General features: G+C 56.0%; 19 protein-coding genes. 8 read left to right on the top strand and 11 right to left on the bottom strand.

Translation table 11 applies throughout. The annotated features are described in order from the left end of the window. Window positions 1-2: 2 nt before the first annotated feature. Together ACR0IO_RS16225 and ACR0IO_RS16220 are read right to left on the bottom strand one after the other, a co-directional pair. Window positions 3-1,622 carry an acyl-CoA carboxylase subunit beta gene (locus ACR0IO_RS16225; protein ID WP_480742627.1) on the bottom strand — a complete coding sequence of 540 codons (1,620 nt, stop codon included), beginning with the start codon at window positions 1,620-1,622 and terminating at the stop codon, window positions 3-5. Further along, window positions 1,622-3,406 carry an acyclic terpene utilization AtuA family protein gene (locus ACR0IO_RS16220; RefSeq protein ID WP_480742626.1) on the bottom strand — a complete coding sequence of 595 codons (1,785 nt, stop codon included), beginning with the start codon at window positions 3,404-3,406 and terminating at the stop codon, window positions 1,622-1,624. Before ACR0IO_RS16220 ends, ACR0IO_RS16225 begins: the two co-directional genes overlap by 1 nt. A gap of 114 nt (window positions 3,407-3,520) precedes the next feature. Between ACR0IO_RS16220 and ACR0IO_RS16215 the strand changes: the two genes are divergently transcribed. Together ACR0IO_RS16215 and ACR0IO_RS16210 are read left to right on the top strand one after the other, a co-directional pair. Continuing rightward, window positions 3,521-4,162, top strand: a complete 642-nt coding sequence (locus ACR0IO_RS16215) for a TetR/AcrR family transcriptional regulator (RefSeq protein ID WP_480742625.1) — start codon at window positions 3,521-3,523, stop codon at window positions 4,160-4,162. Beyond that, a complete protein-coding gene (locus ACR0IO_RS16210) occupies window positions 4,159-5,316 on the top strand; it encodes an acyl-CoA dehydrogenase family protein (RefSeq protein WP_480742624.1) in 1,158 nt (385 codons plus the stop codon). The genes ACR0IO_RS16215 and ACR0IO_RS16210 overlap by 4 nt, the downstream gene beginning before the upstream one ends. A gap of 8 nt (window positions 5,317-5,324) precedes the next feature. Here the strand turns inward: ACR0IO_RS16210 and ACR0IO_RS16205 are convergent, their stop codons facing one another. Beyond that, window positions 5,325-6,320 carry an AraC family transcriptional regulator gene (locus tag ACR0IO_RS16205; protein ID WP_480742623.1) on the bottom strand — a complete coding sequence of 332 codons (996 nt, stop codon included), beginning with the start codon at window positions 6,318-6,320 and terminating at the stop codon, window positions 5,325-5,327. Window positions 6,321-6,418: 98 nt separating this feature from the next. Here ACR0IO_RS16205 and ACR0IO_RS16200 point away from each other — a divergent pair, with 98 nt between their 5' ends. Continuing rightward, window positions 6,419-7,627: an acetyl-CoA C-acetyltransferase gene (locus tag ACR0IO_RS16200; RefSeq protein ID WP_480742622.1), complete on the top strand. Its 1,209-nt coding sequence runs from the start codon at window positions 6,419-6,421 to the stop codon at window positions 7,625-7,627. A 15-nt stretch (window positions 7,628-7,642) separates the two neighbouring features. Next, on the top strand, window positions 7,643-9,784 hold the full coding sequence (locus ACR0IO_RS16195) for a 3-hydroxyacyl-CoA dehydrogenase NAD-binding domain-containing protein (protein ID WP_480742621.1): 2,142 nt from the start codon (window positions 7,643-7,645) through the stop codon (window positions 9,782-9,784). Window positions 9,785-9,897: 113 nt separating this feature from the next. Here the strand turns inward: ACR0IO_RS16195 and ACR0IO_RS16190 are convergent, their stop codons facing one another. Continuing rightward, window positions 9,898-10,860: a LysR family transcriptional regulator gene (locus ACR0IO_RS16190; RefSeq protein WP_155147669.1), complete on the bottom strand. Its 963-nt coding sequence runs from the start codon at window positions 10,858-10,860 to the stop codon at window positions 9,898-9,900. A gap of 80 nt (window positions 10,861-10,940) precedes the next feature. Here ACR0IO_RS16190 and ACR0IO_RS16185 point away from each other — a divergent pair, with 80 nt between their 5' ends. Beyond that, entirely contained in the window at window positions 10,941-12,467 is a 1,527-nt protein-coding gene (locus ACR0IO_RS16185) for a trimethylamine methyltransferase family protein (RefSeq protein WP_480742620.1), read from the top strand. Here ACR0IO_RS16185 and ACR0IO_RS16180 read toward each other — a convergent pair. Then, complete coding sequence (locus tag ACR0IO_RS16180; protein ID WP_480742619.1) at window positions 12,461-13,204, bottom strand: sulfotransferase-like domain-containing protein; 744 nt, start codon at window positions 13,202-13,204, stop codon at window positions 12,461-12,463. The two genes, ACR0IO_RS16185 and ACR0IO_RS16180, sit on opposite strands and share 7 nt — an antisense overlap. A 47-nt stretch (window positions 13,205-13,251) precedes the next feature. On the opposite strand from ACR0IO_RS16180, the gene ACR0IO_RS16175 reads away from it, so the two are divergent. The 3 genes from ACR0IO_RS16175 to ACR0IO_RS16165 are packed head-to-tail and all read left to right on the top strand — an operon-like array spanning window position 13,252 to window position 19,303. Next, window positions 13,252-15,618 carry a GcvT family protein gene (locus ACR0IO_RS16175; protein WP_480742618.1) on the top strand — a complete coding sequence of 789 codons (2,367 nt, stop codon included), beginning with the start codon at window positions 13,252-13,254 and terminating at the stop codon, window positions 15,616-15,618. Further along, window positions 15,615-17,990 (top strand): GcvT family protein, encoded by a 2,376-nt coding sequence (locus tag ACR0IO_RS16170; RefSeq protein WP_480742617.1) that lies wholly within the window; start codon window positions 15,615-15,617, stop codon window positions 17,988-17,990. The genes ACR0IO_RS16175 and ACR0IO_RS16170 overlap by 4 nt, the downstream gene beginning before the upstream one ends. After that, a complete protein-coding gene (locus tag ACR0IO_RS16165) occupies window positions 17,990-19,303 on the top strand; it encodes an aspartate aminotransferase family protein (RefSeq protein WP_480742616.1) in 1,314 nt (437 codons plus the stop codon). Before ACR0IO_RS16170 ends, ACR0IO_RS16165 begins: the two co-directional genes overlap by 1 nt. A 189-nt stretch (window positions 19,304-19,492) precedes the next feature. Here ACR0IO_RS16165 and ACR0IO_RS16160 read toward each other — a convergent pair whose 3' ends face one another. From ACR0IO_RS16160 to ACR0IO_RS16135, 6 genes are all read right to left on the bottom strand, one after another. Beyond that, a complete protein-coding gene (locus ACR0IO_RS16160) occupies window positions 19,493-20,179 on the bottom strand; it encodes an ABC transporter ATP-binding protein (protein ID WP_480742615.1) in 687 nt (228 codons plus the stop codon). Further along, window positions 20,176-20,925, bottom strand: a complete 750-nt coding sequence (locus ACR0IO_RS16155) for an ABC transporter ATP-binding protein (protein WP_480742614.1) — start codon at window positions 20,923-20,925, stop codon at window positions 20,176-20,178. The genes ACR0IO_RS16160 and ACR0IO_RS16155 overlap by 4 nt, the downstream gene beginning before the upstream one ends. Further along, window positions 20,918-21,904 (bottom strand): branched-chain amino acid ABC transporter permease, encoded by a 987-nt coding sequence (locus tag ACR0IO_RS16150; protein ID WP_480742613.1) that lies wholly within the window; start codon window positions 21,902-21,904, stop codon window positions 20,918-20,920. Before ACR0IO_RS16150 ends, ACR0IO_RS16155 begins: the two co-directional genes overlap by 8 nt. Beyond that, window positions 21,901-22,821 (bottom strand): branched-chain amino acid ABC transporter permease, encoded by a 921-nt coding sequence (locus tag ACR0IO_RS16145; protein ID WP_480742612.1) that lies wholly within the window; start codon window positions 22,819-22,821, stop codon window positions 21,901-21,903. Before ACR0IO_RS16145 ends, ACR0IO_RS16150 begins: the two co-directional genes overlap by 4 nt. Before the next feature lie 51 nt (window positions 22,822-22,872). Beyond that, window positions 22,873-24,003 (bottom strand): ABC transporter substrate-binding protein, encoded by a 1,131-nt coding sequence (locus ACR0IO_RS16140; protein ID WP_170335999.1) that lies wholly within the window; start codon window positions 24,001-24,003, stop codon window positions 22,873-22,875. A 559-nt stretch (window positions 24,004-24,562) separates the two neighbouring features. Beyond that, window positions 24,563-26,158, bottom strand: a complete 1,596-nt coding sequence (locus ACR0IO_RS16135; RefSeq protein ID WP_480742611.1) for a GMC family oxidoreductase — start codon at window positions 26,156-26,158, stop codon at window positions 24,563-24,565. Between the last annotated feature and the right edge of the window lie 71 nt (window positions 26,159-26,229).

The raw sequence follows: 26,229 nt of genomic DNA, 5'->3' as shown, positions 1-26,229 counted from the left end.
GATCAGAACCTGTGGACGCCGTAGCTGCTGGGTTTGACCTTTCGCGCGCGCGCCTCAAGGCAGGTTTCAAGACAGAATCCCAGTACGCGCCGCGTATCGCGTGGGTCGATGACACCGTGGTCGATACAACGGCCCGAAGTGTAAAACGCGTTCTCCTGCTTGGTGAAATGTGCCGTGATTGCTGCCTTCTGCGCCGCCAGTTTGTTTTCGTCAGGCTCGATCCCTTTTCGTTTGAACCCTGCCCGAGCGACCATCTCCATCGTACCGGCAGCCTGCTCACCCCCCATCACTCCGGTAGAAGCGTTTGGCCATGCAAACAAGAAATCCGGGTCATAAGCGTATCCGCACATCCCGTAGTTGCCCGCCCCAAAACTGGCGCCGATGTACAGTGTGATTTTGGGTACATCTACCGAGGTCACGGCCTGGATCATCTTGGCCCCGTGTTTGATCATGCCACCCTGCTCGTATTGGGTGCCAACCATGAAGCCAGTTATATTGTTCAGGAAAATCAACGGAATGTCTGCCTGGCCACAAAGCTGGATGAACTGCGCGGCCTTGTTCGCACCGGCTGGGTCCAGCGGGCCATTGTTACCGAGGATGCCTACGGCGATACCGTTGATTGCAGCCTGCAAACAGACGGTTGCCGGACCGTAGCCCGGTTTAAAGTCTTCAAAATCCGAACCGTCCACGATACGTGCCACGACTTCGCGAACTTCGTAGGGAATGCGATAATCGGTTGGGACGACACCGGCGATCTCGTCCGGGTCGTATTTGGGCGGCTCTACCGTTTTAATGCGCCTCAGAGGCAGAGACTTGTTCCAATCCAACCGCGCCATCACGTCTCGCGCCAATTCGACACCGTGCGCGTCATCTTCAGCCAGATACTCTACAAGCCCTGAGGTGGTCGCGTGCATCTCGGATCCGCCCAGATCGCGATCATTAGCCTTCTCGCCGGTAGCCGCATACACCAACGCCGCACCGGCCAACGCAGCCATACCGTTCTGCTTTACGCCCACCACATAATCGGCGAGCCCCGGCATATAAGCCCCGCCCGCGGTTGAAGGTCCGTGCAACACAGCAACATTGGGAAGGCCAGCAGCAGAATGACGGGCCAGATTGCGGAACAGTTTTCCGCCGTTGGCCCAGAACTCGACCTTGTACTCCATCAGGTTCGCGCCGGCGCTTTCGACCAGATGCACAAATGGCAGGTTCTGTTTATGCGCCATGTCTTGCGCGCTCAGGAATGCCACACCTGACATCTCGACCATCGCGCCAGCTTTGATCCCGGCGTCGTCGACTATAATCATGCATCGGACACCGGAAATGAAACCGATCCCGATAATGAGCGATGCGCCCGGCACTGATTTCTCTGGATCGTTGCTGTCGACGCAATACCCCGCCAATCCGTGCAACTGCAAAAATGGCATCCCCGGATCCAACAGATGTGCAAGGCGATCGCGTGGGGTGATCTGACCACGCGCTTCCATCCGTTCGCGGCGTTGCTCGGACAAGGCCACGGGCCGCGCCTCAAGCGCGCGCATCTCATCGACCAGAGCCAGCATGTCGGCTCGGTTCTTTGCATAGGTTTCAGAGTCGCGGACGACCTGGCTTACAAAGCCCATCAGATACCTCCTTGCTCGGAATTGGCGATCAGCCGCGCCGGAATTCTGACCGGTGTGGCCAGCAGAAGCTGGGCGAAGCTTTTTCCTTGTGCATCGTTGCGCAGCGACGCGATGCCGCCTCCACCCAAAACTTCGTGCAGCAGAATGTTCATGGAATGTGTGCCCGGCAGATAAAATCGTTCGACTTCGCCGGACAGATAATCAGAGAAAACGGCTGACACTTTTTCCTCTGTCAGCGCAGACCAGATGTGGGGCATGTAGGCCGCGTTCCTTGCGATGACACCGATATTGGCCTTGTCACCTTTGTCTCCCGAACGCGCCCAGGCCAACTCCTCCAACGGACGAGTCACCCAATCCATCACATCCGTTTCTGCGGGTTCAGGAACTTCTCCTTTGATAGGTTTTGGTTCATTCGGGGTGATTTCAGATTGTTGATAGGGGACGTTTTTCCCTTCCAGGGTCACACGGTAGGAAAGCGTGCCCGCCGGAAGCAAAAATGAAAACAAGGCAACGACCGGCGAAGGTTTGGGGCGTCCTCCGCCAGTAAAGATGTGTAGACCCGGCGGAGCAGCCAGAGCTGCTCCAGTCATTTCGCGCAAAAACAGGCCCGCTGCGCGAGCATCATCGTGTTTTACGGCCGCCTTGAATGAAATCTCTTCGTAGTCACTGTCGCCGGGCCGCCCGCCATATGCTTCGAATGACACTTCCCGGTAGTCAGGGGCGCCCAAGCGAGTCAGTATGGCCCGGGCACGATCAAGCCCGGCCTGAGCGAAAACTTCGGCCTTTTGGCGGGCCTCGCGCCCGTTGATCAGGAAAGTCATCCCAACACGATAGCCATCAACCCAAGTCGCCGACACTTTGAGTTGCCCAGTTGGTGCGCGCCCTCTGGCACCTGTCACCGCCACCCCGTCAGGCCCCGCCTGTTCCATCCTGACTTCTGAGAAATCGCAAACCACATCCGGCAGTATATACGCGCGCGGATCACCGATCTCATACAGCATCTGTTCGCAAACAGATGCCGGTGTCACGCATCCGGTGGTGCCCTCGGGCTTGGTCAGGACCATCGAACCATCTGCGCTGATCTCGGCAACCGGATATCCGATCTGCGCGATATCGCCGGCCAGTTTCCAGTCGGTGAAATTTCCACCTGTGGCCTGAGGGCCGCATTCCAGCAGGTGTCCCGCCAATGATCCTGCTGCCAGCAGATCATGATCACCCTGCCCCCACCCATAGTGATGCATACAGGCCGCCAGCGTCAGGGCACTGTCAACACATCGCCCTGTAACGACGATATCTGCCCCAGCTTTCAACGCGGCCACTATCGGGTCGGCACCGATATAGGCGTTGATGGACGCGATCTTTTCGGCTGCAGGCATCGGAGTCCCGGAAAACATCTCGGTACGATCCGCAAACTCCGCCGCACGCGGCAGCAAATCATCACCTTCGACAACCGCTACCTTCAGGTTCAGCCCAAGCTCAGCAATTTCAGCGCGCAAGGCGTCGGCGCAGGCCATCGGGTTGACACCACCCGCGTTCGAAAGAACTTTTACGCCCAGTTCGTCGATCCGGCTCAGGTTTTGGGCCATGACCTCGGAAACAAAGTCCACAGCATATCCCTTTTCTGAATCCTTCAGGCGAGCACGCGCCATGATCGACATGGTGATTTCTGCCAGGTAGTCATAGACCAGAAAGTCCAGATCCGGATCGCGCAACAACTGCCGTGTGGCGTGGGGCGCATCACCCCAAAACCCGCTTGCCCCTCCGATCCGCAGAGAATGCTTCACGTAACGTCTCTCCCGCCTGTCGGTGACTCCGTACTTTACAGACCGACTGTTCTGTTTTTATGATTTGCCGATTACATCGGTCAACAGTGATCTGCCAACACGACGCCACGGAACATGACGGAAACAACATCCAAAAAGCCCAAGGCTCAGGATCAACGATCTCGGGATATGCAGGCTAGAATCTGCAACGCTACGGTCGCTTGCCTGGATCAACTAGGCTATGCCGAGACAACTTTCGCCAAAGTTCAAGCCAAAGCGGACATCTCGCGCGGGGCCATCACGCATCACTTCCCGACCAAGCAAGCACTTGTTGCCGCGACTGCAATGCGGCTTTTGGACAATGCGCAGAGCCCGATCTGGAAGCAGGGCAGCCCGCCCCCGCCTGTCTATGATCTGATCATGTCGTCCTGGAGCAACATCGTAAACTCTTCGGGCGGTCGTGCGATCGTCGAGATTCTGGTTGCATGCCGAACTGATGCGGATCTGTTTGAGTTGCTCGAACAGAGCCTGAAGGACTGGGATAAATCCAATCTGAACCTCATCGCCAGCCAGTATGCCAGCGTTTCAGGTGACCGAGATGACACCGAATTGTTGTGGAGCATCTCCCGGAATTTCTTACGCGGTCTTTTGTTGCACGAAAAATTCGTTTCATCGCCGGAATACCTGACAAAGATGATGGGCCGCTTTGCACGAATGATGGAAAGCCAGCTTCGCGTTGCTTCCCCGGACAACGCCAAGATTGAGGAAGTAGAATGACAATGCCATCCCCCTTCATGACGCCCGAACGAGAAGCGTTTCGGCGCGATTTCGGGCGTTTTGTTGATGCAGAAATCAAGCCTCACATAGAACAATGGGAAGCGGATCGCGGAGTTCCTTGGGAGTTGCATGCTGCAATCGCGGAGTTTGGCGTCTTTGGTTTTGGAATCGATGAAGAATATGGCGGCTTGGGTTTCGACAATGCGTTCATGCGTCATGACTACAGCGAAATTCTGTTTGGATGTGGCGCGTCAGGTATCGGCGCGGCGGTAGGTGGTCGTACGATCTCGATCAGCCCGATTGCACAGTTCGCATCTGAAGAGTTCAAGAAAACGGTCCTGCCGGAGATTATCGGCGGACGAATGATGTCTGCTCTAGGCATAACAGAGCCAGGTGCAGGATCAGATGTGGCCAACATTAAGACACGGGCCGAGCTTAAAGGTGGGAAATGGATCCTGAACGGCGAAAAAACCTATATCACCGGTGGGATGGATGCCGAATGGTTTGTGATTGGTGCCCGCACCGGGGGTCCTGGACTAGCCGGGATTTCCTTGTTCCTTGTTCCCTTCGATGCGCCGGGTTTCAGCCGCACCCCGCTGGGTGGCAAAATGGGTTGGCATAGTTCGCAGCAGGCGACATTGCATTTCGTCGATTGCGAACTTGATGCGGACGCGCTATTGGGGCCTGAAAATAAAGGCTTTATCGCGATCATGAACAATTTCAATTTTGAACGATTGGGGCTGACATCTGCTTCACTGGGCATGATGAAACTGTGTTACGACAGCGCGCTTGCGTGGGCGCGCGAACGCGAGACCTTTGGAAAACGGCTGATTGAGCACCAGGTAATCGGCCACAAATTTGCGGAAATGTCTGCCCGGATCGATATGAACGAGGCATATATCGAGCGCATCTGTTGGGCGATTGAGCAAGGCTTGATGCCCGTTGCCGAACTTGCCAAGGCCAAGGTACAGGCGACAAAGTCGCTGGAATTTGTCGCCTCTGAGGCGATGCAGGTTTTTGGCGGTGCGGCCTACATGCTGGGCAACCCGGTCGAACGTGTCTGGCGTGAGATCAAAATAATGGCAATAGGCGGCGGTTCGGAAGAGATCATGCGTGATCTGGCGGTGCGACAGATGGGCCTAGCGGGCCAATAGCAGCAAGTTTAAAGGTCTGAGACGCGATAAGCGCGCGGTGTCAGACCAGTCCATCCCCTGAAGGCACGAATAAAAGAGCTGGCCTCACTAAACCCGGCGCGCGCCGCAATAACTTCGATGGACAGATCCGTTGTTGTCAGCAAACGTACAGCCAGATCGCGCCGGACCTGCTTACGCAGGTCCGAATAATCCACGCCTTCAAGCTTAAGACGCCGACGCAACCTGTGACTGGGCATGTTCAGGTTGCGACCGACCTCGTCCATATCCGCAAGTCTGCCTTCACGGGTCAGAGTTGCATCAATGGTCAGTGCGGCCTCAAGCGCCAGGCCCGTGGTGCCGTCCACCGGTAAAAAAGCGTCCAGAGGCGTACGCCGGGCATATGCCATGGCCTGTTCTTCCGTGCGTACAAGCGGCAATTTCATCAGGTTTCGCGGGATTGCCAGACCGCTGCTGGATTGCTCGAACCGTACCGGCGCCTGCATGAACATCGCCCGATAGATCGGCGCATGGGGCGGGCTGGGATAGTCGAACCAGGCCCGGTTGACGGCGCCTTTGTTGCCCGCCAGCCAACTGAGCATTCGGTTGACCAGTACCATGATCATTTCAACCGCCAGCTCGTTGAGCACCACTCGCCCGGGTATGCGCACCATCTCGAATATGGCGCTCTCACCCTCTTCGCGAAACGTGTAGCGGAACGAATTGTCTATAATGTCCATGAATTGGACTGTTCGACGATAAGCATCACCCAGGGTCTCGGCGTGACTTGCGTGAGCTGCGAGTATGGCTGTGCTTCCAATGCGCTGCGGCCGTTCCTGCAACCCCCCTAGTTCATCATCGAGTGTCAGCGTGACTGTACGGACCAGTTTGACAAAGTCTGGATGAGATATTGGACGCGCCGCACTATCTATTCCGGCATGACTTAGAATAGCCGCGGGATCGCCCCCGCGCCGCGTCACACCCTGAAGTAGATTAACAGCAAAAACCGCCGGAATGAGAACCGCCATTCATGTAAGATAATGTCTATTTTTCTGTATCACCAGATCATTGTTGCCTGTCTATCTGGCTGTCACGCTGCGCGCTGAATAGAGTTTGGAGGTCCCTGATGGCGAACGCCGCCTATATCTACGATGCCATCCGCACGCCGCGTTCGCGTGGCAAGGCCAGCGGAACACTGCATGAAGTCAAACCCGTTCAACTTGCCGCGGGTCTGTTGCGCGAATTGCAGAGCCGTCACGATCTGGATACCAGTCGCGTTGGTGATGTGGTGCTGGGGTGTGTCTCACCCGTGGGCGATCAGGGCAGCGATATCGCCAAAGGCGCAGTGCAAGCTGCACATTGGGACGAATCTGTGTCGGGCGTACAGTTGGACCGCTTCTGCGGGTCCGGGCTTGAGGCAGTGAACACGGCAGCCGCTAAGATTATCGCCGGGCAAGAGGATCTGATGGTCGCAGGCGGCGTGGAATCCATGAGCCGCGTACCCATGGGGTCATCCGGCGGTGCGATGTATCTGGACCCCGACATGATCATGGATCAGCGTGCCGTGCCGCAGGGCATCGGTGCCGATCTGATCGCTACCATCGACGGCTACAGCCGAGAGGACGTTGACGCTTTTGCAGTAGAAAGCCAGCGCCGCGCTGCCCACGCACGTGACAGTGGTTGGTTCGACAAGTCCGTGGTTCCGGTTTGCGACGAAAGTGGCCTGACCATCTTGGAGCGGGACGATTTCATCAAACCCGGCACCGACATGCAGAAGCTGGGCGCCCTGAACCCGTCCTTCGCGGCCATGGGCAGCTATGGCTATGACGACATGGCCCTGTCGAAATACCCCGAAGTAGCGCGCATCAATTACGTTCATACACCCGGCAACTCTTCGGGCATTGTGGACGGATCCGCTTCGGTTCTGATCGGGTCGGAACAGGCAGGCAAGGATCTGGGGTTGGAGCCGCGCGGTCGCATCGTGCAGGCCACAATGGTGTCTACAGACCCGGTCATCATGCTGGCGGGTCCGGGTCCGGCTGCGAAAAAATGTCTGGATAAGGCCGGACTGAACGTAAACGATATTGACCTCTGGGAGATTAACGAAGCCTTCGCTTCGGTCGCCATGCGTTACATGAAAGATCTGGGTATCGATCACGAGATCACCAATGTGAACGGTGGCGCAATCGCCATGGGCCACCCTCTGGGAGCAACTGGCGCGATGCTGGTCTCAACCATGTTGGATGAGCTGGAGCGACGTGACGCCAAACGCGCAATGCTGTCGCTGTGCATTGGTGGTGGCATGGGTATCTCGACCCTGATCGAACGCGTGTAAGGAAGGATCAAATCAATGGCATTTGCATATAAAAAAGACGCCAATGACATCGTGACTGTCACCATGGACATGGACGGTCCCGTAAATGCGATGAACGACGCCTTTCTGCCGCAATTCCGCGAAGCCGTGGATAAGATCGAAGCCGAGGACGATCTGAAAGGTGTCATCTGGACGTCGGCTAAGGAAACGTTCTTTGCCGGTGGCGATCTAAACATGCTGAAATCCATCACTCCGGATGGGGTCGAAGCCCTGTTTGAGAACGTGGAAGGCACCAAAGCTGTCATGCGCCGGCTGGAGAAATTGCCGGTCCCTGTCGTCGCTGCAATCAATGGTGCGGCGCTTGGCGGTGGCTATGAAATCTGCCTGGCTTGCAATTATCGCATCGCTGCGAAGAACCCTAAAACCAAGATCGGTCTGCCTGAGGTCACGCTGGGCCTGCTGCCCGGTGGTGGTGGCACGGTTCGTCTGACTTGGCTGTTGGGCCTTGAAGCCGCGATGCCTTACCTACTGGAAGGTCGTCAGGTGAATCCACAAAAGGCGTTGGCTGCGGGACTGATCCATGAGGTCGTCACCCCGGATCAGCTGCTGGACCGCGCAAAGGAGTACATCCTGTCGGTTCAGGGAGACGAAGCAGCAGTGACACAGCCCTGGGACACAAAGGGCTACAAAATCCCCGGCGGCCCGTCGGCATCACCCAAGAATGCACCGCGCATCGCAGGCGCTGCGGCTATGTTGTTCAAAAAAACCAAAGGATTGATGCCCGCGCCAACGCGCATTCTGGACATAATGACCGAGGCCGCGGGTCGTGTCGATTTCGATACAGCTCAGCGCTACGAAAGCCGCCGCTTTGCTTCGCTAACACCGCTGGCTCCGACCAAGAACATGATCGAAACACTGTTCTTTGGCATGAACAAGGTTAATGGCGGAGCGTCACGCCCCAAGGATGTCCCACGCTCAAAAGTGGAACGCCTCGGCATTCTGGGTGCTGGTATGATGGGTCAGGGCATCACCTATTCGGCGGCGATGGCAGGTATTCCAGTTGTACTTAAGGATATGACGCTTGAGGCTGCGGAACGTGGCAAAGCCTACACCGAAATGCTGTTGAACAAGCGTGTCGATAAAGGACGCATGACGCCGGAGAAGCGGGATGCGGTGCTGGCGCTGATCACGCCGACCGACAAGGCCAAAGAAGTCAAAGGATGCGATCTGATCATCGAAGCGGTTTTCGAAAAGATCGACATCAAGAATGCAGTATTGGCCGAACACGAGGAACTGCTGGCCGAAGGCGGTTTCTGGGGATCAAACACCTCGACGTTACCTATCACGCGTTTGGCAGAAGAGTCGGGTAAGCCGGAAAACTTCGTTGGACTGCACTTTTTCTCGCCCGTCGATAAGATGCCGTTGCTTGAGATCATCGCAGGCGACATGACGTCGGACGAAACCCTGGCGCGGGCCTTTGACTTTGCACGCCAAATCAAAAAGACGCCGATTATCGTAGGCGACAAGACCGGGTTCTACACCTCGCGTACCATTGGTACAAAGATGCTTGAGGCCGCACAACTGGTGGCGGAGGGACAGGATCCGTTGCGCGTCGACAACCTGTCGCGTCTGACGGGTATGCCAACCGGAATGCTCTCTTTGCTGGATGAGGTACAGCTGAAGCTTGTAGATGACATTTACAACACGCAAGTACAGATGGGCCTTCAGGATCCGACAGAAGAGGTGACACCTGAGGCCCGCAAATTGGTCCGTGAACTGGTTGCTGAGCATGACAGACCCGGCCGAGCAGCTGGCAAGGGGTTCTATGATTATTCTGCCGATGGCAAGGAGATCTGGTCAGGCTTAGCAGCGTGGCGCAAAGAGGGGTCAGACCTGCCCGATCAGGACATTCAGGACCGCATCATGTTCCGGGCTATCCTGGAAACCCTGCGCTGTCTGGAAGAAGGCGTGCTGCGTTCAGTCGCGGACGGCAATGTTGGTTCGATCCTGGGCATCGGCGCCCCTGTTCATACCGGGGGATACATCCAATTCGTCAACACCTACGGGCTGGACCGGTTCGTGGCCCGGTGTGAAGAACTGTCCTCTAAATACGGCGACCGCTTTGCACCACCTGATATCCTGAAGAAACACGCAGCGGATCAATTGGAGTTCTGCTAGTATTATATCATCAGACAACAAAGGGGGCGGGGTGCTGACAATGCGCCTCGCCCTTCTTTGCGTGCATAGTTTAGATCAATATCCGATACTCCATGGTGAGACCGATGCACCAGTTAAGAACGATCTACACTCTGGGATCCGATCTTCCCGACATATTCTGCAATATGATGTGTCAGCTTTTGTTTGGACAACGCGGCGATTGCTTTCGGTAAGTTCTGCAGTTCCCCCTTTCGGGCGACAACAGTCAGCGTGCGTGAAAGACCAACCACCGGCAACTCAAGCAGGCGAAGCTGCATGTTCTCGACCATCCCGTCAATCAACAGGGTCGGCGTCAAAAGGCTGAAACCTTGCCCTGCAGCCACGCAGGAGGTCACCATGCTCGAGCGATCGGCCTGAATCACTCTATCCGGTTCAAACCGCAGCCTGCGAAGATGTTGGGCAATCTGGCGGCCCGCGTTTGTCGTATCTCCAAACCGAACCAAAGGTAGCTTTCTTTGGATCGCCTCAAGGCTGCTTGTTGGGCCGTCATAGTCAGCGGGTAGAACCAGTAAGTAGTCTTCTTTCAGTATGTGATGCCGCTCCAGCCCGTCCATATCGAGGAACGGGTTCGAGGTGATCGCAAGATCGGCCTGTTTTGTGCGAAGAAGATGTTCGTGATTGCCACTCTGTCCTGCGTGCAAGGTGATGTCCTCGACCCCAAACTCCTGTTGGGCCAGCGTAACCAGCGACGGCGTCAAAGTAGTGGCGATCGAAGCTTGAATACCCACGCGCAGCAGATTGATAGAGCCTTCCCCAATGTGGCGTAGTTCAGATTCCATATCGGAAAGGGCATGCAAAATTTTCTGGGCTCGATTGTGCAGCCGCATTCCGGCGTGGGTCAATCGTGCTGGCCGGACACTGCGATCAATCAGCTGGGTGGCAAAGGCCTTTTCCAAAGCGGCTATATGTTGCGAAGCTGCGGGTTGGGACAGGCCCAACAACCGTGCGCCAGAACGCATCTGCCCAGTTTCAGCCACGGCAATAAAGACTTCGAGAGAGCGGATCAGGCCAGGTGATAGAGTTCGACGGTCGGGCATGAAATCATCATTAGTATAAGAATACCTAATACTGTGCGAATATGATTGGAAACTGTCAATCCGGCTGCGACGTTGCGCACATGGAACGTCAGCGAAGACATAAGCGCCGAGATGTGAAACGAGCCCCCGCAGCCGAGCCTCGTACACCGTTTGTCATGCGAAAACTCTCGACGTTCAGTGTTCTGAGCGAAGCGGGATTGGAGCAGATTGAAGCCAATGCCGATCGCATTCTGGCAGAAACCGGGATGGAGTTTCAGGACGATCCAGAGATTCTGAAGATTTTTGCCGACGCGGGGTGCGATGTTTCAGGGACAAGGGTGCGTTTCGCCCCGGGGTTCTGCCGCAACAAGATCACAACCACTGCTCCGTCCGAATTTGTTCAGCATGCGCGGAATCCAGCGAACAATGTGCAACTTGGCGGAGACGCAACTGTCTTGTGTCCATCCTGGGGGCCGCCTTTCGTCCATGATCTGGATCGGGGGCGGCGCTACGCCTCCTACGAGGATTTTACCAATTTGGTGAAACTCCATCACAGCCTGCCTTGGCTTCACCATTCTGGCGGAGTTGTTTGTGAGCCGGTCGACCTGCCGGCCAACAAACGACACTTGGATATGCTGTACGCCCATATCCGATACTCTGACCGGGCATTCATGGGAGCGTTTATCGGAGCCGAACGCGCGGGCCATGCAATTGATATGGCGCGTATTTTGTTCGGCGAAGATTTTGTCGCCGAAAACCCGGTTTTGTATTGCGTTTCAAATACAAACGCTCCGCTGGTGATGGATAGCCATATGTCCGGAGCGTTAAAGACCTATGCGCGAGCGAGACAGCCCGTCGCTTGCACGCCTTGGGTTTTGACCGGGGCGATGTCACCCACAACAGTAGCGGGAACCCTCGCGCAGGTACTTGCTGAAACCATGGCAGCCATGACGCTGGTTCAGCTTGTCGCGCCGGGCGCGCCCTGCCTGATGGGTAGCTTCGCATCAACGATGTCAATGAAATCAGGTGCGCCCACATTTGGCACGCCCGAGGCTGGATTAATGGTATTGGCCGCTGGGCAGCTGGCCCGCAGACTGGGCGTGCCATTGCACACTGTCGGAACGCTCAGTTCATCGAAAGTGCCTGACGCACAAAGCCAGCAAGAGGCAGCCTGGGGTTTGTTGATGTCGATGTTCGCAGGGGCAAACCTGATCAATCATGCCACCGGCTGGCTGGAAGGAGGATTGGTCACGTCCTTCGAAAAAACGATCATCGATCACGATCTTTGCGGTAAGGTAGCGCGTTTCTTTGACGGGATTGACCTGAGCGAAAATGCACAGGCCATGGAAGCAATCGCAGCCACGGGACCGGGGCAGCACTTTCTTGGATCAGAGCACACGCAGGCCAATTTCATGACTGCCCTGTTTCGACCCTGGACACCTGACGACAGTTCTTTCGAGCAATGGCAAGCTGACGGATCGAAAGACGCCGCCAAACGCGCAAACGCAATCTGGAAGGAACAGCTCCAGAATTACGAAGATCCTGGTCTTGACCCGGATATAGATGCCGCGCTGAAAGACTATATCGCGCAGCGGAAATCGGAAAAACCTGATCAGGATTACTACTGATGGGCCTGCATTTCTGCGATCTCCCGCATCTCTGCATAAAACGGCTCATGATGGGCCGAGATTCCAACGTAGGGCTCGCCAAGCGCGGCAAGCTGGTCTGCGGCATTCGTTTGCGTTGGTTTTCGTATCGCGCCGCTTTGCAAAACTTCGCGATGCCAGCCTTTGACGGCCTCCCATCCTGCAGGCACCCGATCATCCCAGGCAAAAGCGTGGCTGGCGAAATCCAATCCGATATGCGCCCAGTAGCGGCGCAGGGTTTTCTCTGGGTCGTCTCGCAATTGATCGGCCGTCAGGACCAGCGGATCCTGCCCCAAAGAAACCAGCGCGTGATACATGCGATGCTGCGCCTCATGCCCCAGTTCGGTCCGTGTGAACGCCGGATCGCGTCGGGCATAGGACAACGCCGCTTCGGTCGGATCACGCAGCAGAAATGCGTGGCTCATCTGTCCGGCAAAGTCTCGATCGTTCGGCAACGTTTCAGCGACATAATATGCCATATCTTTGAAGAACACCGGGCTGGCATGCGCCTTTTCGCAGATCATCTCACGAATGTCGGCATATGTGGTCGGATGCCCCGGTTCAGGCGCGAAATCAGGAAACAACCTGTCCGTGGTGGTCAGATAGTGATGGTACATGAACGGCTCATGCAGCACGGTCAGATCGCCTCGTTCACGCATAATGCGTTCGAAGGCCGTGGAGACCGATCGCGGATGACACCAGAGAGCGTGAATTTTCATAAGGCAAAATCTGGAACAAGACGCTGCAGCGGTCAACGGAGTATTGCATGAGCCGCATATTGATCATCGGCGGCGGGGCCATCGGGTTGAGCCTTGGTTATCACCTGACCAAACGTTGCGCGTCTGACGTCACTCTGCTGGAGCGGAACCAGCTGACATCAGGCACCTCTTGGCATGCGGCCGGGATCGTTGGGCCGTTGCGCGCCACCCCAAATATGACGAAACTGGCTATGGCAGCGCTGGACGTCTTTCCCGAACTGGAGGCAGAGACAGGCCTTTCTACAGGTTACAAACGAACCGGCGGATACTGGTTGGCCCGTGAAGAAGCGCGACTGGACGAGTTGCACAGGATTGCAGATCTGGGAATCACTCAGGGTCTTTCGCCCCGTGTGGTCAACGCCTCGGACGTTCCATTGCCAATGCTCGACCTCAAGGATCACGCCGGGGCGCTATACGTCCCGGAAGATGCGAACGTAAACCCGGTCGATCTGTGTATGGCATATGCCCGCGCGGCCCGGGATCGGGGTCTGAAAATACGCGAAGGTGTTCAGGTCAAGCGATTGCTGGTCGTAAAAGGTAGGATCAGCGGTGTGGAATTGTCCGACGGATCGCAACTGGCGGCGGATCATGTTGTTCTCGCCACCGGTGCGTGGTCTCGTGAACTCGCAGCAACCGCAGGCGTCGCCCTTCCCCTACAGGCTGTTGAGCACATGTATGTGGTCACTGAGCCCATACCGGATCTACCCAACCCGTTCCCAGTCATCCGGGATCTTGATCGCGGCATATACATCAAGGGAAACGCGGGCAAACTGGTAATCGGTGGTTTCGAACCCAATGCAAAGTGCTGGGATGCCTACGGGCCCGAAGGCGACCGGGCCTTTCTTGAACTCGCTGACGACTGGGATCAGTTTTCCCCGTTCCTCGAAGCCGCGCTAGAGCTTTGTCCAGATTTGGAGAGAGTCGGCATCCAGCTTTTCATGAACGGCCCCGAGAGTTTTACTGCCGACACGCGCCCGCTGGTCGGGGAAACATCCGTAGATGGGCTTTATGTTGCTGCCGGAATGAACTCGGTCGGTGTGATGAGCTCCGCTGGCATCGGTCGTGCTTTGGCGGACTGGATCATCGATGGACATCCGTCGATGGACATGTGGGAGGTAGATGTGGCCCGGGTTGACCCTAAAACGGCAACCCCTTCCCATATGGAAGCACGCATGAAAGAGGCTGTTTCTGATCTGTTCGCGCTGCATTGGCCTTATAAACAACCAACGGCCGGGCGGGGACTACGCAAGACCGCGCTGCATGACAACTGGGCAAAGGCTGGCGCCATGTTTGGTGCTACAGCGGGCTGGGAACGTGGTTTGTGGTACGGCGATCCGCAACCGTATTCGGTTGGCGCGCAGGGTTGGTGGCCCATAGCTCGGGCCGAAGCGGCAGTCATGGCTGAAGGAACAGCTTTGATTGATCTGAGTCCGTTCACCAAGCTCGACATTACCGGGGCTGAAGCGCTCGTGGGATTAAACCGGTTGAGTACGGCGCAGCTGGATGTGGAATTCGGGCGCTCAGTCTATACTCAGTTGCTGAATGCGCGCGGTGGGATAGAGATGGATGTAACGATCACTCGGATCGGAGCGGAAGCCTTCCATCTTACCTCAGGTGCAGCAACCCGGGCTCGCGACCTTGCCTATTTGCGCCGCAACCTGCCGAACGGCACCCACATTGCTGATGTCACTGAGCAATTCTGCACCATCGGTGTCATGGGGGCGGGCAGTCGCGACTTGTTGGAAGGACTGGGGAGTTTGCCGGAAACGCCTTTCGGCCATTCCCGCAAGGCCTACCTTGCTGATGTCGAATGCCGCGCCACCCGGGTGAGCTTTGTGGGTGAGTTGGGTTGGGAGTTGACGGTTGCAAACGCCGAGGCACCAACTCTTTTTAATGCTCTCAAAGAGGCTGGAGGCCATCCATTGGGGCATTTTACGCTTGACGGTTGCCGCCTCGAAAAAGGGTTCAGGCATTGGGGCCACGAGTTGGGGCCAGAAGTAACCCCACTGGAGGCCGGGCTGGGTTTCACGATCGATTGGAGCAAAGACTCTATTGGCAAATCAGCTCTACAGGCTCAACGCGAGGATGGCCTTCGTCAGCGCCTGGTCCTGATGCAGGTCGAGGGTGATGCATTGATGCTGCATGACGAACCTGTGTACGAAGCAGGGCGACATGTCGGGCTGACAACCTCGGCTGCGCGCGGACCCCGTACTGGCCTGAACCTGTGCTTTGCAATGGTTCAGACTGCGCCGGGTGAATCTCTGGCCGGGACATGCGCACGCAGTTTCAGCGTCCGAGTTGCTGGCCGCGACTATCCGGCAATCCCCCTAATCCGGGCTCCATTTGACCCCAAAGGTGAAAGGATGCGCGCATGACCAAAGCGCAGGTAGTGATTATCGGCGGCGGGGCGATGGGTGTCTCGCTGATGTATCATCTGGTGAAGGCTGGCTGGTCGGATGTGTTGCTGGTCGAAAAAAACGACCTGACCCACGGATCAACCTGGCATGCCGCAGGGCTTTGTACACATTTTGCGCATAACCCGACGATTCAGGAACTGCGCGCCACCTCGGTCAAGCTCTATCGTGATATCCTGCCTTCAGAGACAGGCAGGGATTGCGGATTTCACAGGTCTGGCGCGATGCGGATCACGCGCAATCCGGACCGTATGGACGAATTTCGCCACGTGGCGGGGCTGTCAGAGTTCACTGGATATCCACTTGAGATACTGACCCCCGAACGCATCGCCGAGTTGTTCCCGCTAGCAAGGCTCGATGGATTGCTGGGCGGTATCTACGAACCCGATGATGGCCACGTCGATCCGTCACTGGCGACAAACGCAATGGCCGAGGTTGCACGTCGCGGTGGGGCTGCGATCTGGCGCAACTGTCCCGTGACAGATATTCGTCGTGAAGCGGAGCTCTGGAGAGTTGAGACTCCCAAAGGCCCAGTTCACGCCAATCATGTCGTCAACGCGGCCGGTACCTGGGGCTGGGAAATTGGGCACATGATGGGACTGAACATCCCCTCGGTCCCGGTGCTGCATCAGTATCTGGTGACAGATACCGTGCAGGCAGTCAGTGATCGAATCTCTGCAGGCTTGCCCGAACTCCCGATCATCCGCGATCCGGAAGAAAGCTGGTATGTCAGGCAGGAACGCGATGGCCTGATCCTGGGTCCTTACGAGAAACAGGCACAGGTATGGTCGGTTGATGGTGTGCCGCCGGAATTCGGGGCGGATCTTATGCCGCCCGATCTGGACCGGGTAGAACACATTATCCTGGCTGCCATGGAACGTATCCCGGCGCTCGAAAACGGGGGCGTAAAATCCGTCATCAACGGCCCGATTACCTTTACACCCGATGCCAATCCGTTGATCGGTCCTGCCCATGGATTGCAGAATGCATGGTTACTGACCGGATCTTCCATGGGTGTCATGGAGGGTGGAGGCGCTGGCTGGTTCCTCGCCCATTGGATGACCCATGGCGCCCCGCCGATGGATGCGCTGGCGGTGGACAGTCGCCGCTTTGGATCATGGGCTGATCGTGAATACCGCGTCGAGAAAGCTATCGAGTGTTTCGGTCTGCAGTTTGGCGTGCACTACCCGAACGAGGAACGGCCCGCCGGTCGCGGATTGCGGCTGTCACCTTTGCATGAAGTGATGATTGAACGTGGCGCGGTAATGGGTGCCGCCCATGGGTGGGAACGGCCCAACTGGTTCGCGGATACCCCCGGCACTACAGCAGATGAGACCTTCAGGCGCTCGAACTGGTTTGATCCTGTCGCTGCTGAAGTTGAGGCCGTCTCAAACCATGTCGCCATCGCAGACCTTTCGGTCTTTTCAAAGTTCGAAGTAACCGGGCCTGATGTTGTTGAGTTTCTGAAAAGACTCGGAGCTAATCGTGCTCCAAAACCTGGCCGTATTGGCCTGACCCATGCGCTTACTCCGGCGGGTGGAGTGTTGTCAGAATTTACTGTAAGCAGACTTGGGTCTCAACATGCCTACATGACCTCCGCTGCAGCCGCCGAAGAGATCGACTTCGATCTCATTTGCGCCTGCGCCAAAGATCTTGAAGTTCAGGTTTCAAATATCACAGCGGACTACGCTGTTATCGGTGTCATGGGTCCGAACGCGGCGCAGGTATTGCCCGATCTGGTCGATATGCCCTGGTTGACCGTTCTCGAGACCACGATTGCAGATATCCCGGTTCGCGCCCTGCGTGTTTCGTATATCGGCGAAGCTGGCTGGGAACTACATGTACCTGCCAACAAAGCGGTACAGCTGTTTAACTGGCTGGAACAGGCTGCACTTCCGTTCGGTCGGGGTTTTTATGGCGCTTATGCCGCCAATTCCATGCGGTTGGAAAAGGGTTATCGTGGCTGGGGTAGCGATCTCACGACTGAACGCAGCCCTCTGGAAGCCGGGCTTAAGCCTTTTGTACGACCGGATCTAAGAGAGAGCCTTTCCCGCGAAAACCCTTGGGAAATGGTCCTGCTCGAGATTGAGGCAAAAGATGTTGATCCGTTCTATGCCCACACAATTTGGCAGGATGACAGCCCTGTAGGCATCGTCACATCAGGCGCCTATGGCCACCGAACCGGCAAGGTGTTGGCGCTGGGATATCTGCGGAACCCATCTGCCCGCACTGGGCTGACTGTTTCGATCCTTGGTCAGCACTGTGCCGCGACCATCCTGCCTGAACCACCTTTTGACCCGAATAACACTCGCCTGAAGACCGGAGGCCTTTAATGACCGATCATGCTTTGCACACAGAATGGGATTTTGACGCGACCGCCGCGCGGCGCGATCAGTACTATGCGGCGTCATTGACCCGGTTCACCCCATTTCGTGAACCCATCGTATTTCGCAAGGGCCAAGGTCAATATCTGTGGGACACGGACGGTCGCAAATACACCGACCTACTTGGTATGAACGTCTGCATCTCTGTAGGTCATTCACACCCACGCGTTGTTTCCGCTGCAATGGAACAGGCTCAGGATCTGACCCATTGCACCACGATGTTCTACCATCCTACTCCCGCGCATCTCGCCGAGGAACTGGCCGCCACGATGCCGAAAGGCCATGAATGGGTGGTGCATCTGACCAACTCCGGGTCCGAGGCGGTTGATCTGGCGATGACCATGGCGCGCACTTACACAGGCAATCTGGATCTGCTGGCTTTGCGAACCGCCTATCATGGCCCGACGGCGGCGGCGCAGTCCATCACAGGCATTGCGGGCTGGCGCCATCCGGGAATGCCAGGCAACGTGGCCTTCGTCCCGGAACCCAACCAGTATCGCGGAATCTTCGGTCCCGGCAGGCAGCCCTATCTGGATGAAATCGACCGGACGATAGCCTCGGCAACCTCAGGCCAGATTGCCGGAATGTTCGTTGAAAGCGTACAGGGCTATGGTGGTATCATCGAAATGCCTAAGGGGTATATGTCCGGCGCTGCTGAGCGAGTGCGCGCAGCAGGAGGACTTTACATCGCCGATGAAGTTCAGTCCGGATTTGGTCGCACCGGAGAGAACTTCTGGGGTTTTGAGGCGGATGACGTTGTACCGGACATTGTGGTGATGGCAAAAGGTCTGGGCAACGGCTTTCCCATCGGTGCCGTAGTGGCCAAAAAACACATTGCTGCCCCTATGGCGGAAAAATTCATGTTCCACACATATGGTGCCAACCCAACCTCGGCTGCTGCAGCTCGTGCTGTGCTATCAGTAATGCGAGATGAGGGGCTGCAGGATAACGCCCGTAAAGTGGGAGCTGCCTTGCTGGAACGGTTGCACGATCTCAAAGACAAGCATCAGGCCATTGGAGATGTGCGCGGCAAAGGTCTGATGCTTGCGATCGAAATGGTCAGTGACCGCGCCGACAAAACACCCGACAAGGAAACGACTACAGAAGTTTTTGAGGCCTGCCGTGATCAGGGGATCATCCTGTCAAAATCGGGACCCTTTCAGTCTTGTCTGCGCATGGTGCCCCCGCTTTGTCTGTCCTTGGAGGACGTGGATCATGTGGTTGAGGGATTGGATCTGGCGTTTAAAAAAGCAGCGGGCTAACGCTCGCGCCCACCATCACATTGCGCGAAGTAGATGAATGATAAGCCACCGGTTCAGATGACTACCGTTCCCGCGGCGTGCGTAAACTGGTTTTTAATTTGGGTTGCCAGCTGAGGTAACAACTCGATTGGAAACTCCCGCTCTTAGTCAAAGGGTTGGATAGCGCTTTCTGATGGGGTTCAAACCCCATCAGACACCCACATATCTCTCGGATATTTCAGGCGTCAGATCCGCCATGGCACCTGCCCAAACCGTCTTACCGCGTTCCAGTATCACTGCTTTGTCCGAGACGGCTGCCAGTTCCTTAAGAGATTTGTCGATCAACAGAATAGCGACGCTGGTTTCCTGTTTCAGACGGCGCAAGGCCGCCCAAATCTCTTGCCGGATGATCGGCGCAAGGCCTTCGGTGGCCTCATCAAGGATCAGCAGGCGTGGGTTGGTCATAAGCGCTCGGCCAATAGCGAGCATCTGTTGCTCTCCGCCCGACAAAGATACCGCGCGTTGGCCTTCCCGTTCACCAAGCCGAGGAAACAACTCGGTCACCTTGGCCATGTTCCAATCCCCGGGCCGAGCTGCAGCAACAAGATTTTCGCGCACGGTAAGGTCGGCAAAACAGCGACGCCCCTCCGGCACAAGACCCACACCCTTGCGGGCGACTTTGTGGCTGGAAAGTTCATGTAGGTTCAACCCACCCAGGGTAAGTGTCCCTTCGGACCTGATCATCTGACAAATCGCCTTTACGGTTGTCGATTTGCCCATCCCATTTCGCCCCATCAGGGCCGTCACTTCACCCTCTGCCATTGTCAGATCCACTCCGAACAATGCCTGGCTGACACCGTAGGTGGCGGTAAGGTTCTGAACGGTAAGAAAGCTCATGCCTCGTCCCCCAGATAGGCTTCGCGCACTTCTTGACTGCTGCGGATTTCATCGGCAGTTCCTGTGGCGATGACCTTGCCATAGACCAAGACACTGATCCTATCCGCCAGGGCAAAGACCGCGTCCATATCATGTTCCACCAGCAGGATTGGGGCTTCTTCGCGCAATCCATCCAGAAAACCGGTCAGCCGTTTGGAACCTTCTGCACCAAGCCCCGCCATCGGTTCATCCATGATAAAAGCCTTTGGTGACAGCGTTAGCGCAACTGCCACCTCCAATTGCCGACGTTGGCCATGGCTTAGGTTGGCACAGCGCGTGTTGCATTCCTCGGCAAGGCCAACGCGGTTCAATGCGGCTTCAGCTCTTTCCAGAAGTGCACTGTTTTTCAAGGCGCTGCGCCAGAACCGCCAGGCGACCCCTTGAGCACCCATCGCACCCAGCACTGCGTTTTCCAGCACTGTATCTTCCATGCACAGGTCGGAAATCTGGAAAGTTCGCCCCAATCCAGCACGCGCTCTGGCTTGGGTGGTTTTGCCAGACACGTCCTGCCCACACAGTACCACTCGCCCTGAATCCGGCCTTAGCCCACCGCAGATCTGCTTGATCAGTGTGGATTTTCCCGCTCCGTTGGGCCCGATGATCGCGTGAATTTCGCGGGGCATGAGATCAATGGAAACGTCGTTGGTTGCCTTGAGAGCACCAAAGCTTTTGTTCAGACCATGAGTTGCAAGGATCGGTTCAGACATGTGCCCCCTCCTTGCCGGTCAGAAGACCAATCAACCCGCCGCGTCCAAACAGGACAATACACAACAGAATAATGCCCAGATAGACAAGCCAGAATTCTGTGAGTTCACCCAGAAAATGCTCTAGCGCGACGAATACACAGGCACCAATCACTGGTCCCATCAGGCGCCCTACCCCACCGATAATGATCAAGACAATTAGTTCGCCGGACAATTGCCAGCTGAACATTGTGGGTGAAACAAAGCGGTTCAGATCAGCAAACAAAGCCCCGGCCAGCCCCGTGATGGCACCTGAGATGACAAAGGCCAGCAGTTTGAGATGCATGGGGTTTAAGCCAACAGTCTCGACCCGAGCATTGGTTTGACGCGCTGCGTTCAATGCTAAACCAAAGGGCGATGACTGGAGTCGCGAAAAGAGAAAGAGCACAATGCACAGCAGGGCGAAGCATATGCCGAAGAACTGAATTGGAACCAGCGTGTTCAGGCCCGGGAAACCATTTCGAACATAAATCGAAAGCCCATCCTCGCCACCGTACTGGGCCCAAGAGATTGCGAAGTAGAAGAACATCTGGCCAAAGGCGAGTGTGATCATGATGAAGTAGACACCGGATGTTCGCAGGGACAAAAGGCCAATGAAGAACGCCACGACCGCTGACATTATCATTGCAACAAGCCAGATGACCGGCATTGAATTGGTGCCATCTGTCTCAAAGAACCCGAGGTCGAGCGCAGTATAGGTCTGTGCGTGATAGGCAAGGATACCCATCGCGTAGCCGCCAATGCCGAAAAAAACGGCGTGGCCAAAGCTGACCATCCCGCCAATACCCAGAATGAGGTTCAGACCGACCGCTGCCAATGCAAGGATGACTGCACGGGTTACCAGTGTGATCGTGAACGGTTCATCCGCTGCCAACGCCCAAAGTGGCAATGCAAGCAACCCGATCAGCACGAGACCGTTGATATAGCGTTCATCAAGCGTCATGCACGTGCTCCGAACAAGCCGGTGGGACGCCAGATCAGAACCAGTCCCATCAGGATGTATATTCCCATGGATGCGATGGCCGAGCCGCTTTTCTGAGCAGCGCCTGTATCCATGAACAGTTTGAACAGTTCGGGCAGAAACACGCCGCCCAATGTATCGGTTAGACCCACCAGAAGCGCCCCGATGAATGCCCCCCGGATCGACCCGATACCGCCGATGACAATGACGACGAACGCAAGGATAAGCACTGGCTCACCCATACCGACCTGAACCGATTGAATTGCGCCCACCAAGGCTCCGGCCAGACCAGCCAGAGCGGCCCCAAGCGCGAAAACAAGCGTGTAGAGCTTTGAGATATCGACACCCAATGCTGCGATCATTTCACGATCATTTTCACCGGCACGAATTTGAATCCCGATCCGTGTACGTTCGATGAGCAACCAAAGCCCCCCCGCCACAGCCATCCCGATCAGGATCAGAGTCAGACGGTACAGGGGATATTCGATCCCACCGGGCAAAGTCACGGGACCGGACAGTGCCTCTGGAATGTTCAGGAACAGTGGAAAGGATCCGAAAACCCAGCGTGTACCCTCTGAAAAGATCAGGATCAGAGCAAAAGTAGCCAGAACCTGATCAAGATGCGCGGCATCATAGAGTCGCCGGATGACAACGATTTCGATGATTGCACCGGCCAGAGCAGCAGCCGCAAGAGCAGCGATCAAACCCAGAAAGAACGAGCCCGTTACACCTGCCACAGCCGCCGCAGCGAACGCCCCAACCATGTATAACGAGCCGTGGGCAAGATTGATCAGACCCATGACCCCGAAGATCAGAGTCAGGCCGGCAGCCATTAAAAAGAGCATAACGCCGAATTGCAGTCCGTTGAGGATCTGCTCGATAATCAGGATCGAAGACATGGAAACTCCGGGTATCTGCCTGCCCTCAGTCAGAAGGCAGGCAGGGATCGATCACATTTTACAGTCGGCCGCGTAAGCGTCAGAATGACCTTCCAGCGCTGCACCAATGATCTTGTTCGTAAAGACGTCGCCTTCCTTGATCACTTCGCGCGCATAGATGGTCTGCACCGGGTGATGGTTCGGGCCAAAGGCGAAATCCCCGCGTGTGCTGTCAAAGTCAGCGGCCCGCAGTGCTTCGCGGAATGCATCTGCATCGGACGGATCAGCCTTCTCAAGCGCAGACAGCAACAGGTTCGCAGTGTCAAACCCCTGGCTCGCGTAAAGCGATGGCAGACGACCGTACTCGGCCTGGAAACTTTCGACGAAAGCCTCATTGGTTGGGTTGTCGATGTCCTTGTTCCACTGCGACGTATTCACGACGCCAAGTGCTGCGTCCCCAACGGCCTGAAGGATGCCCTGGTCAAAGCTGAACGCAGGACCAACAACTGGAAGGTCAATACCGCTGTCGGCATATTGCTTGAGGAAGGAAATCCCCATGCCGCCGGGCAGGAAGAAGAACACGCTGTCCGCATCACTTGCCCGGATCTGCGCGATCTCGGCGGCATAGTCCGTCTGACCAAGCTTGGTATAGACTTCACCGGCCAGATCACCCTTGAAGTACCGCTTGTAGCCGGTCAGGGCATCAGTGCCCGCCGGATAGTTTGGCGCCATGATGAAGGTCTTTTCATAGCCCGCTTCATTGGCATAAGCCCCTGCGGCCTCGTGCAGGTTGTCGTTCTGCCACGCAACGTTGAAATAGTTCTGGTGGCAGCCTTTGCCTGCAAGCGGGGAAGGCCCGGCATTGGGCGACAGGTAGAACACATTCTGGTTCACCGCCGCTGGGACAACCGCCATAGCAAGGTTGGACCAGATGATCCCTGTCATCACATCAACACGCTCGGACTGGATCATTTTATCCGAAAGCTGAACCGCAATATCCGGTTTGCGCTGATCATCTTCGATCACGACCTCAATGTCGTCACGGCCGGACTGTGCAATTGCCAGCATGAAACCATCGCGGACATCAATTCCAAGACCCGCACCACCACCGGACAGAGTGGTGATCATCCCGACCTTGACCTCAGCCAGTGCGCCTGTTGCGCACAGGGCAGATGCCGCAGCGGCCAATAGCAGCTTTTTCATTTGTTTCTCCCTTGTTGGTCTTTCCTATTTCATACAAAACTCGGGCGCTCTGAACACCCGTTCGAGGCCTTATTTTCAGACGAAATTTCAACACGGTGTTGAGATATCCGGGAAACGAGAGTGCACAAGGCCATCGAAAGTGCGCTAACGACCCTGTCAGCGACCTCAATTGGAGCTATGCACCTGCCATGCAGATCTAAGGCGGGAAACTCTTGGCCAGATCAACAAAAGGTTGGCTGGTGTCGCAGATCAGTCGAAACCTCACATAACGGAAATGGCTCCAGCGGTTAAAGCTATTTTCGAAACCCCTAGCCAGAGTAATCGGCCAGCGGTTCAACAAGTTAGGAAAGCGGCATGCGTTCATCCGATTTGATCAGGCGACCATCAATCTGAGCTTTTTAACGCTTATTGAACGCAGGAAAATGCAAAGCGACAGCTCGCCCGACATTCTGCTGGTCGCGATGCTCTGCATTAACTGTCGCCGCGATGAGCAGAGGAATTCCCTGATCTCCAGCGACAATGCAAACTGGTGGTTTAACGTAATGTCAGGACGACACACCTAAGCCCTGTGAGAAAGCAGTTCGCTTGCTTTCTCTCCAATCATGATAGCTGGGGCATTGGTGTTCCCACTAACGATTTCCGGCATTATTGAGCAGTCGGCAACCCGCAGGTTTTCGAGTCCGTGCACCTTTAGACTGGAATCTACGACTGATCTGTCGGACGACCCCATCGCACAGGTGCCGGTGGGATGATAAATCGAAACAGAATTAGATCTCGCCCAATCCAGGGTTCCACTGTAGTCGTCAGTGGATAGTTCGGCTGTCGGCCGGAACTCTTCCGAAATTTTTGACGCAAGCGGATTATGACGCGCGATCTTGCGTGCAATATTCACTCCATCAACGATGGTGCGACAGTCAACTTCGGTCGACAGGTAATTCGGGATAATCTTCACGTGTTGAGTAGGATCTGGACCATTCAGACGCAACTCGCCCCTGCTTTGGGGGCGCAACTGACAGACCGACATCGTGAAGGCCGAAAACGGATGCACGCCTTCACCGGGGCTGTCTGCAGACCATGGCTGAACATGAAACTGAATGTCAGGCGTTTCCACCTCAGGTCTGGTCTTCAGAAATCCCGTTGCAAGGCTGGCCGCCATTGTCATCGGACCTGCCCGGAACAATGCGTATTTCAGAGCAATACGAGCCTGATTGAACAGACTGCGCACTTCGTCATTCAGCGTGGGCTCATTACACTTGAACACCAGACGCGCTTGCAAATGATCCTGCAAACCTTTCCCGACACCAGGCAGCGTGTGCACAGGCTCGATTCCGTTTTCCTTCAGGTGTTCGGGGTCTCCGATGCCGGACAACATCAGGATCTGTGGAGAGTTTATAGCCCCGCCGGACAATATGATTTCACGACGGACTTTTATCGTTTTCTCATTCCCTGCGCGGTCTCGATACACAAGCCCTGTGGCCTTTTTGCCGTCCAGCACGATGCGACTGACCAAGGCATGTGTCATGATATTCAGGTTTTTCCTGTTCCTAACAGGTTTTAAATAAGCAACGGCGGCACTGCACCTGCGACCGTTTCGCGTAGTTAGCTGAAAGTAGCCAACACCCTCCTGCCTTTCACCGTTGTAGTCAGGATTGAACGGATATCCCGCAGCCTGCGCGGCCGTGACCCACGCGTCACAGATTGGTCGCTGAATCCGCATATTGGAAACCGAGAGCGGGCCGCCGATTCCATGGAAATCGTCCTCCCCGCGCTCCTGATCTTCGCTACGTTTGAACAGGGGCAACACGTCATCCCAACCCCATCCCGTGTTACCCATTTGGCGCCAGCGATCGTAATCTTCTTTCTGGCCACGAACATAAAGTAACCCGTTCAGCGAAGATGACCCGCCCAGCACCTTACCACGCGGCCAGTCTATCGATCGTCCGTTTAGACCCGGATCCGGTTCGGTGCGATAACACCAGTCGAGAGAAGGGTTATGCATGGTCTTGAAGTAGCCGACGGGAATGTGAATCCACGGATTGGTGTCCGGTCCTCCTGCCTCAAGCAAGGCGACCGTCGTCTGAGAATCGGCACTCAGTCGGTTGGCGATGACACAGCCCGAAGAACCGGCTCCGACAACTGCATAATCTACCTCCATGATGGTCTCCTCCCAATGTCACTGAAAAAAACCCTATGCAAATTGCCGGAACTATACTAGCATTTTTTGAT

It is taken from the genome of Ruegeria sp. CE12 (assembly GCF_056537525.1).
The sequence above is the reverse complement of the archived record's forward strand: the minus strand, read 5'-3'. Positions and strand labels throughout refer to the sequence as shown.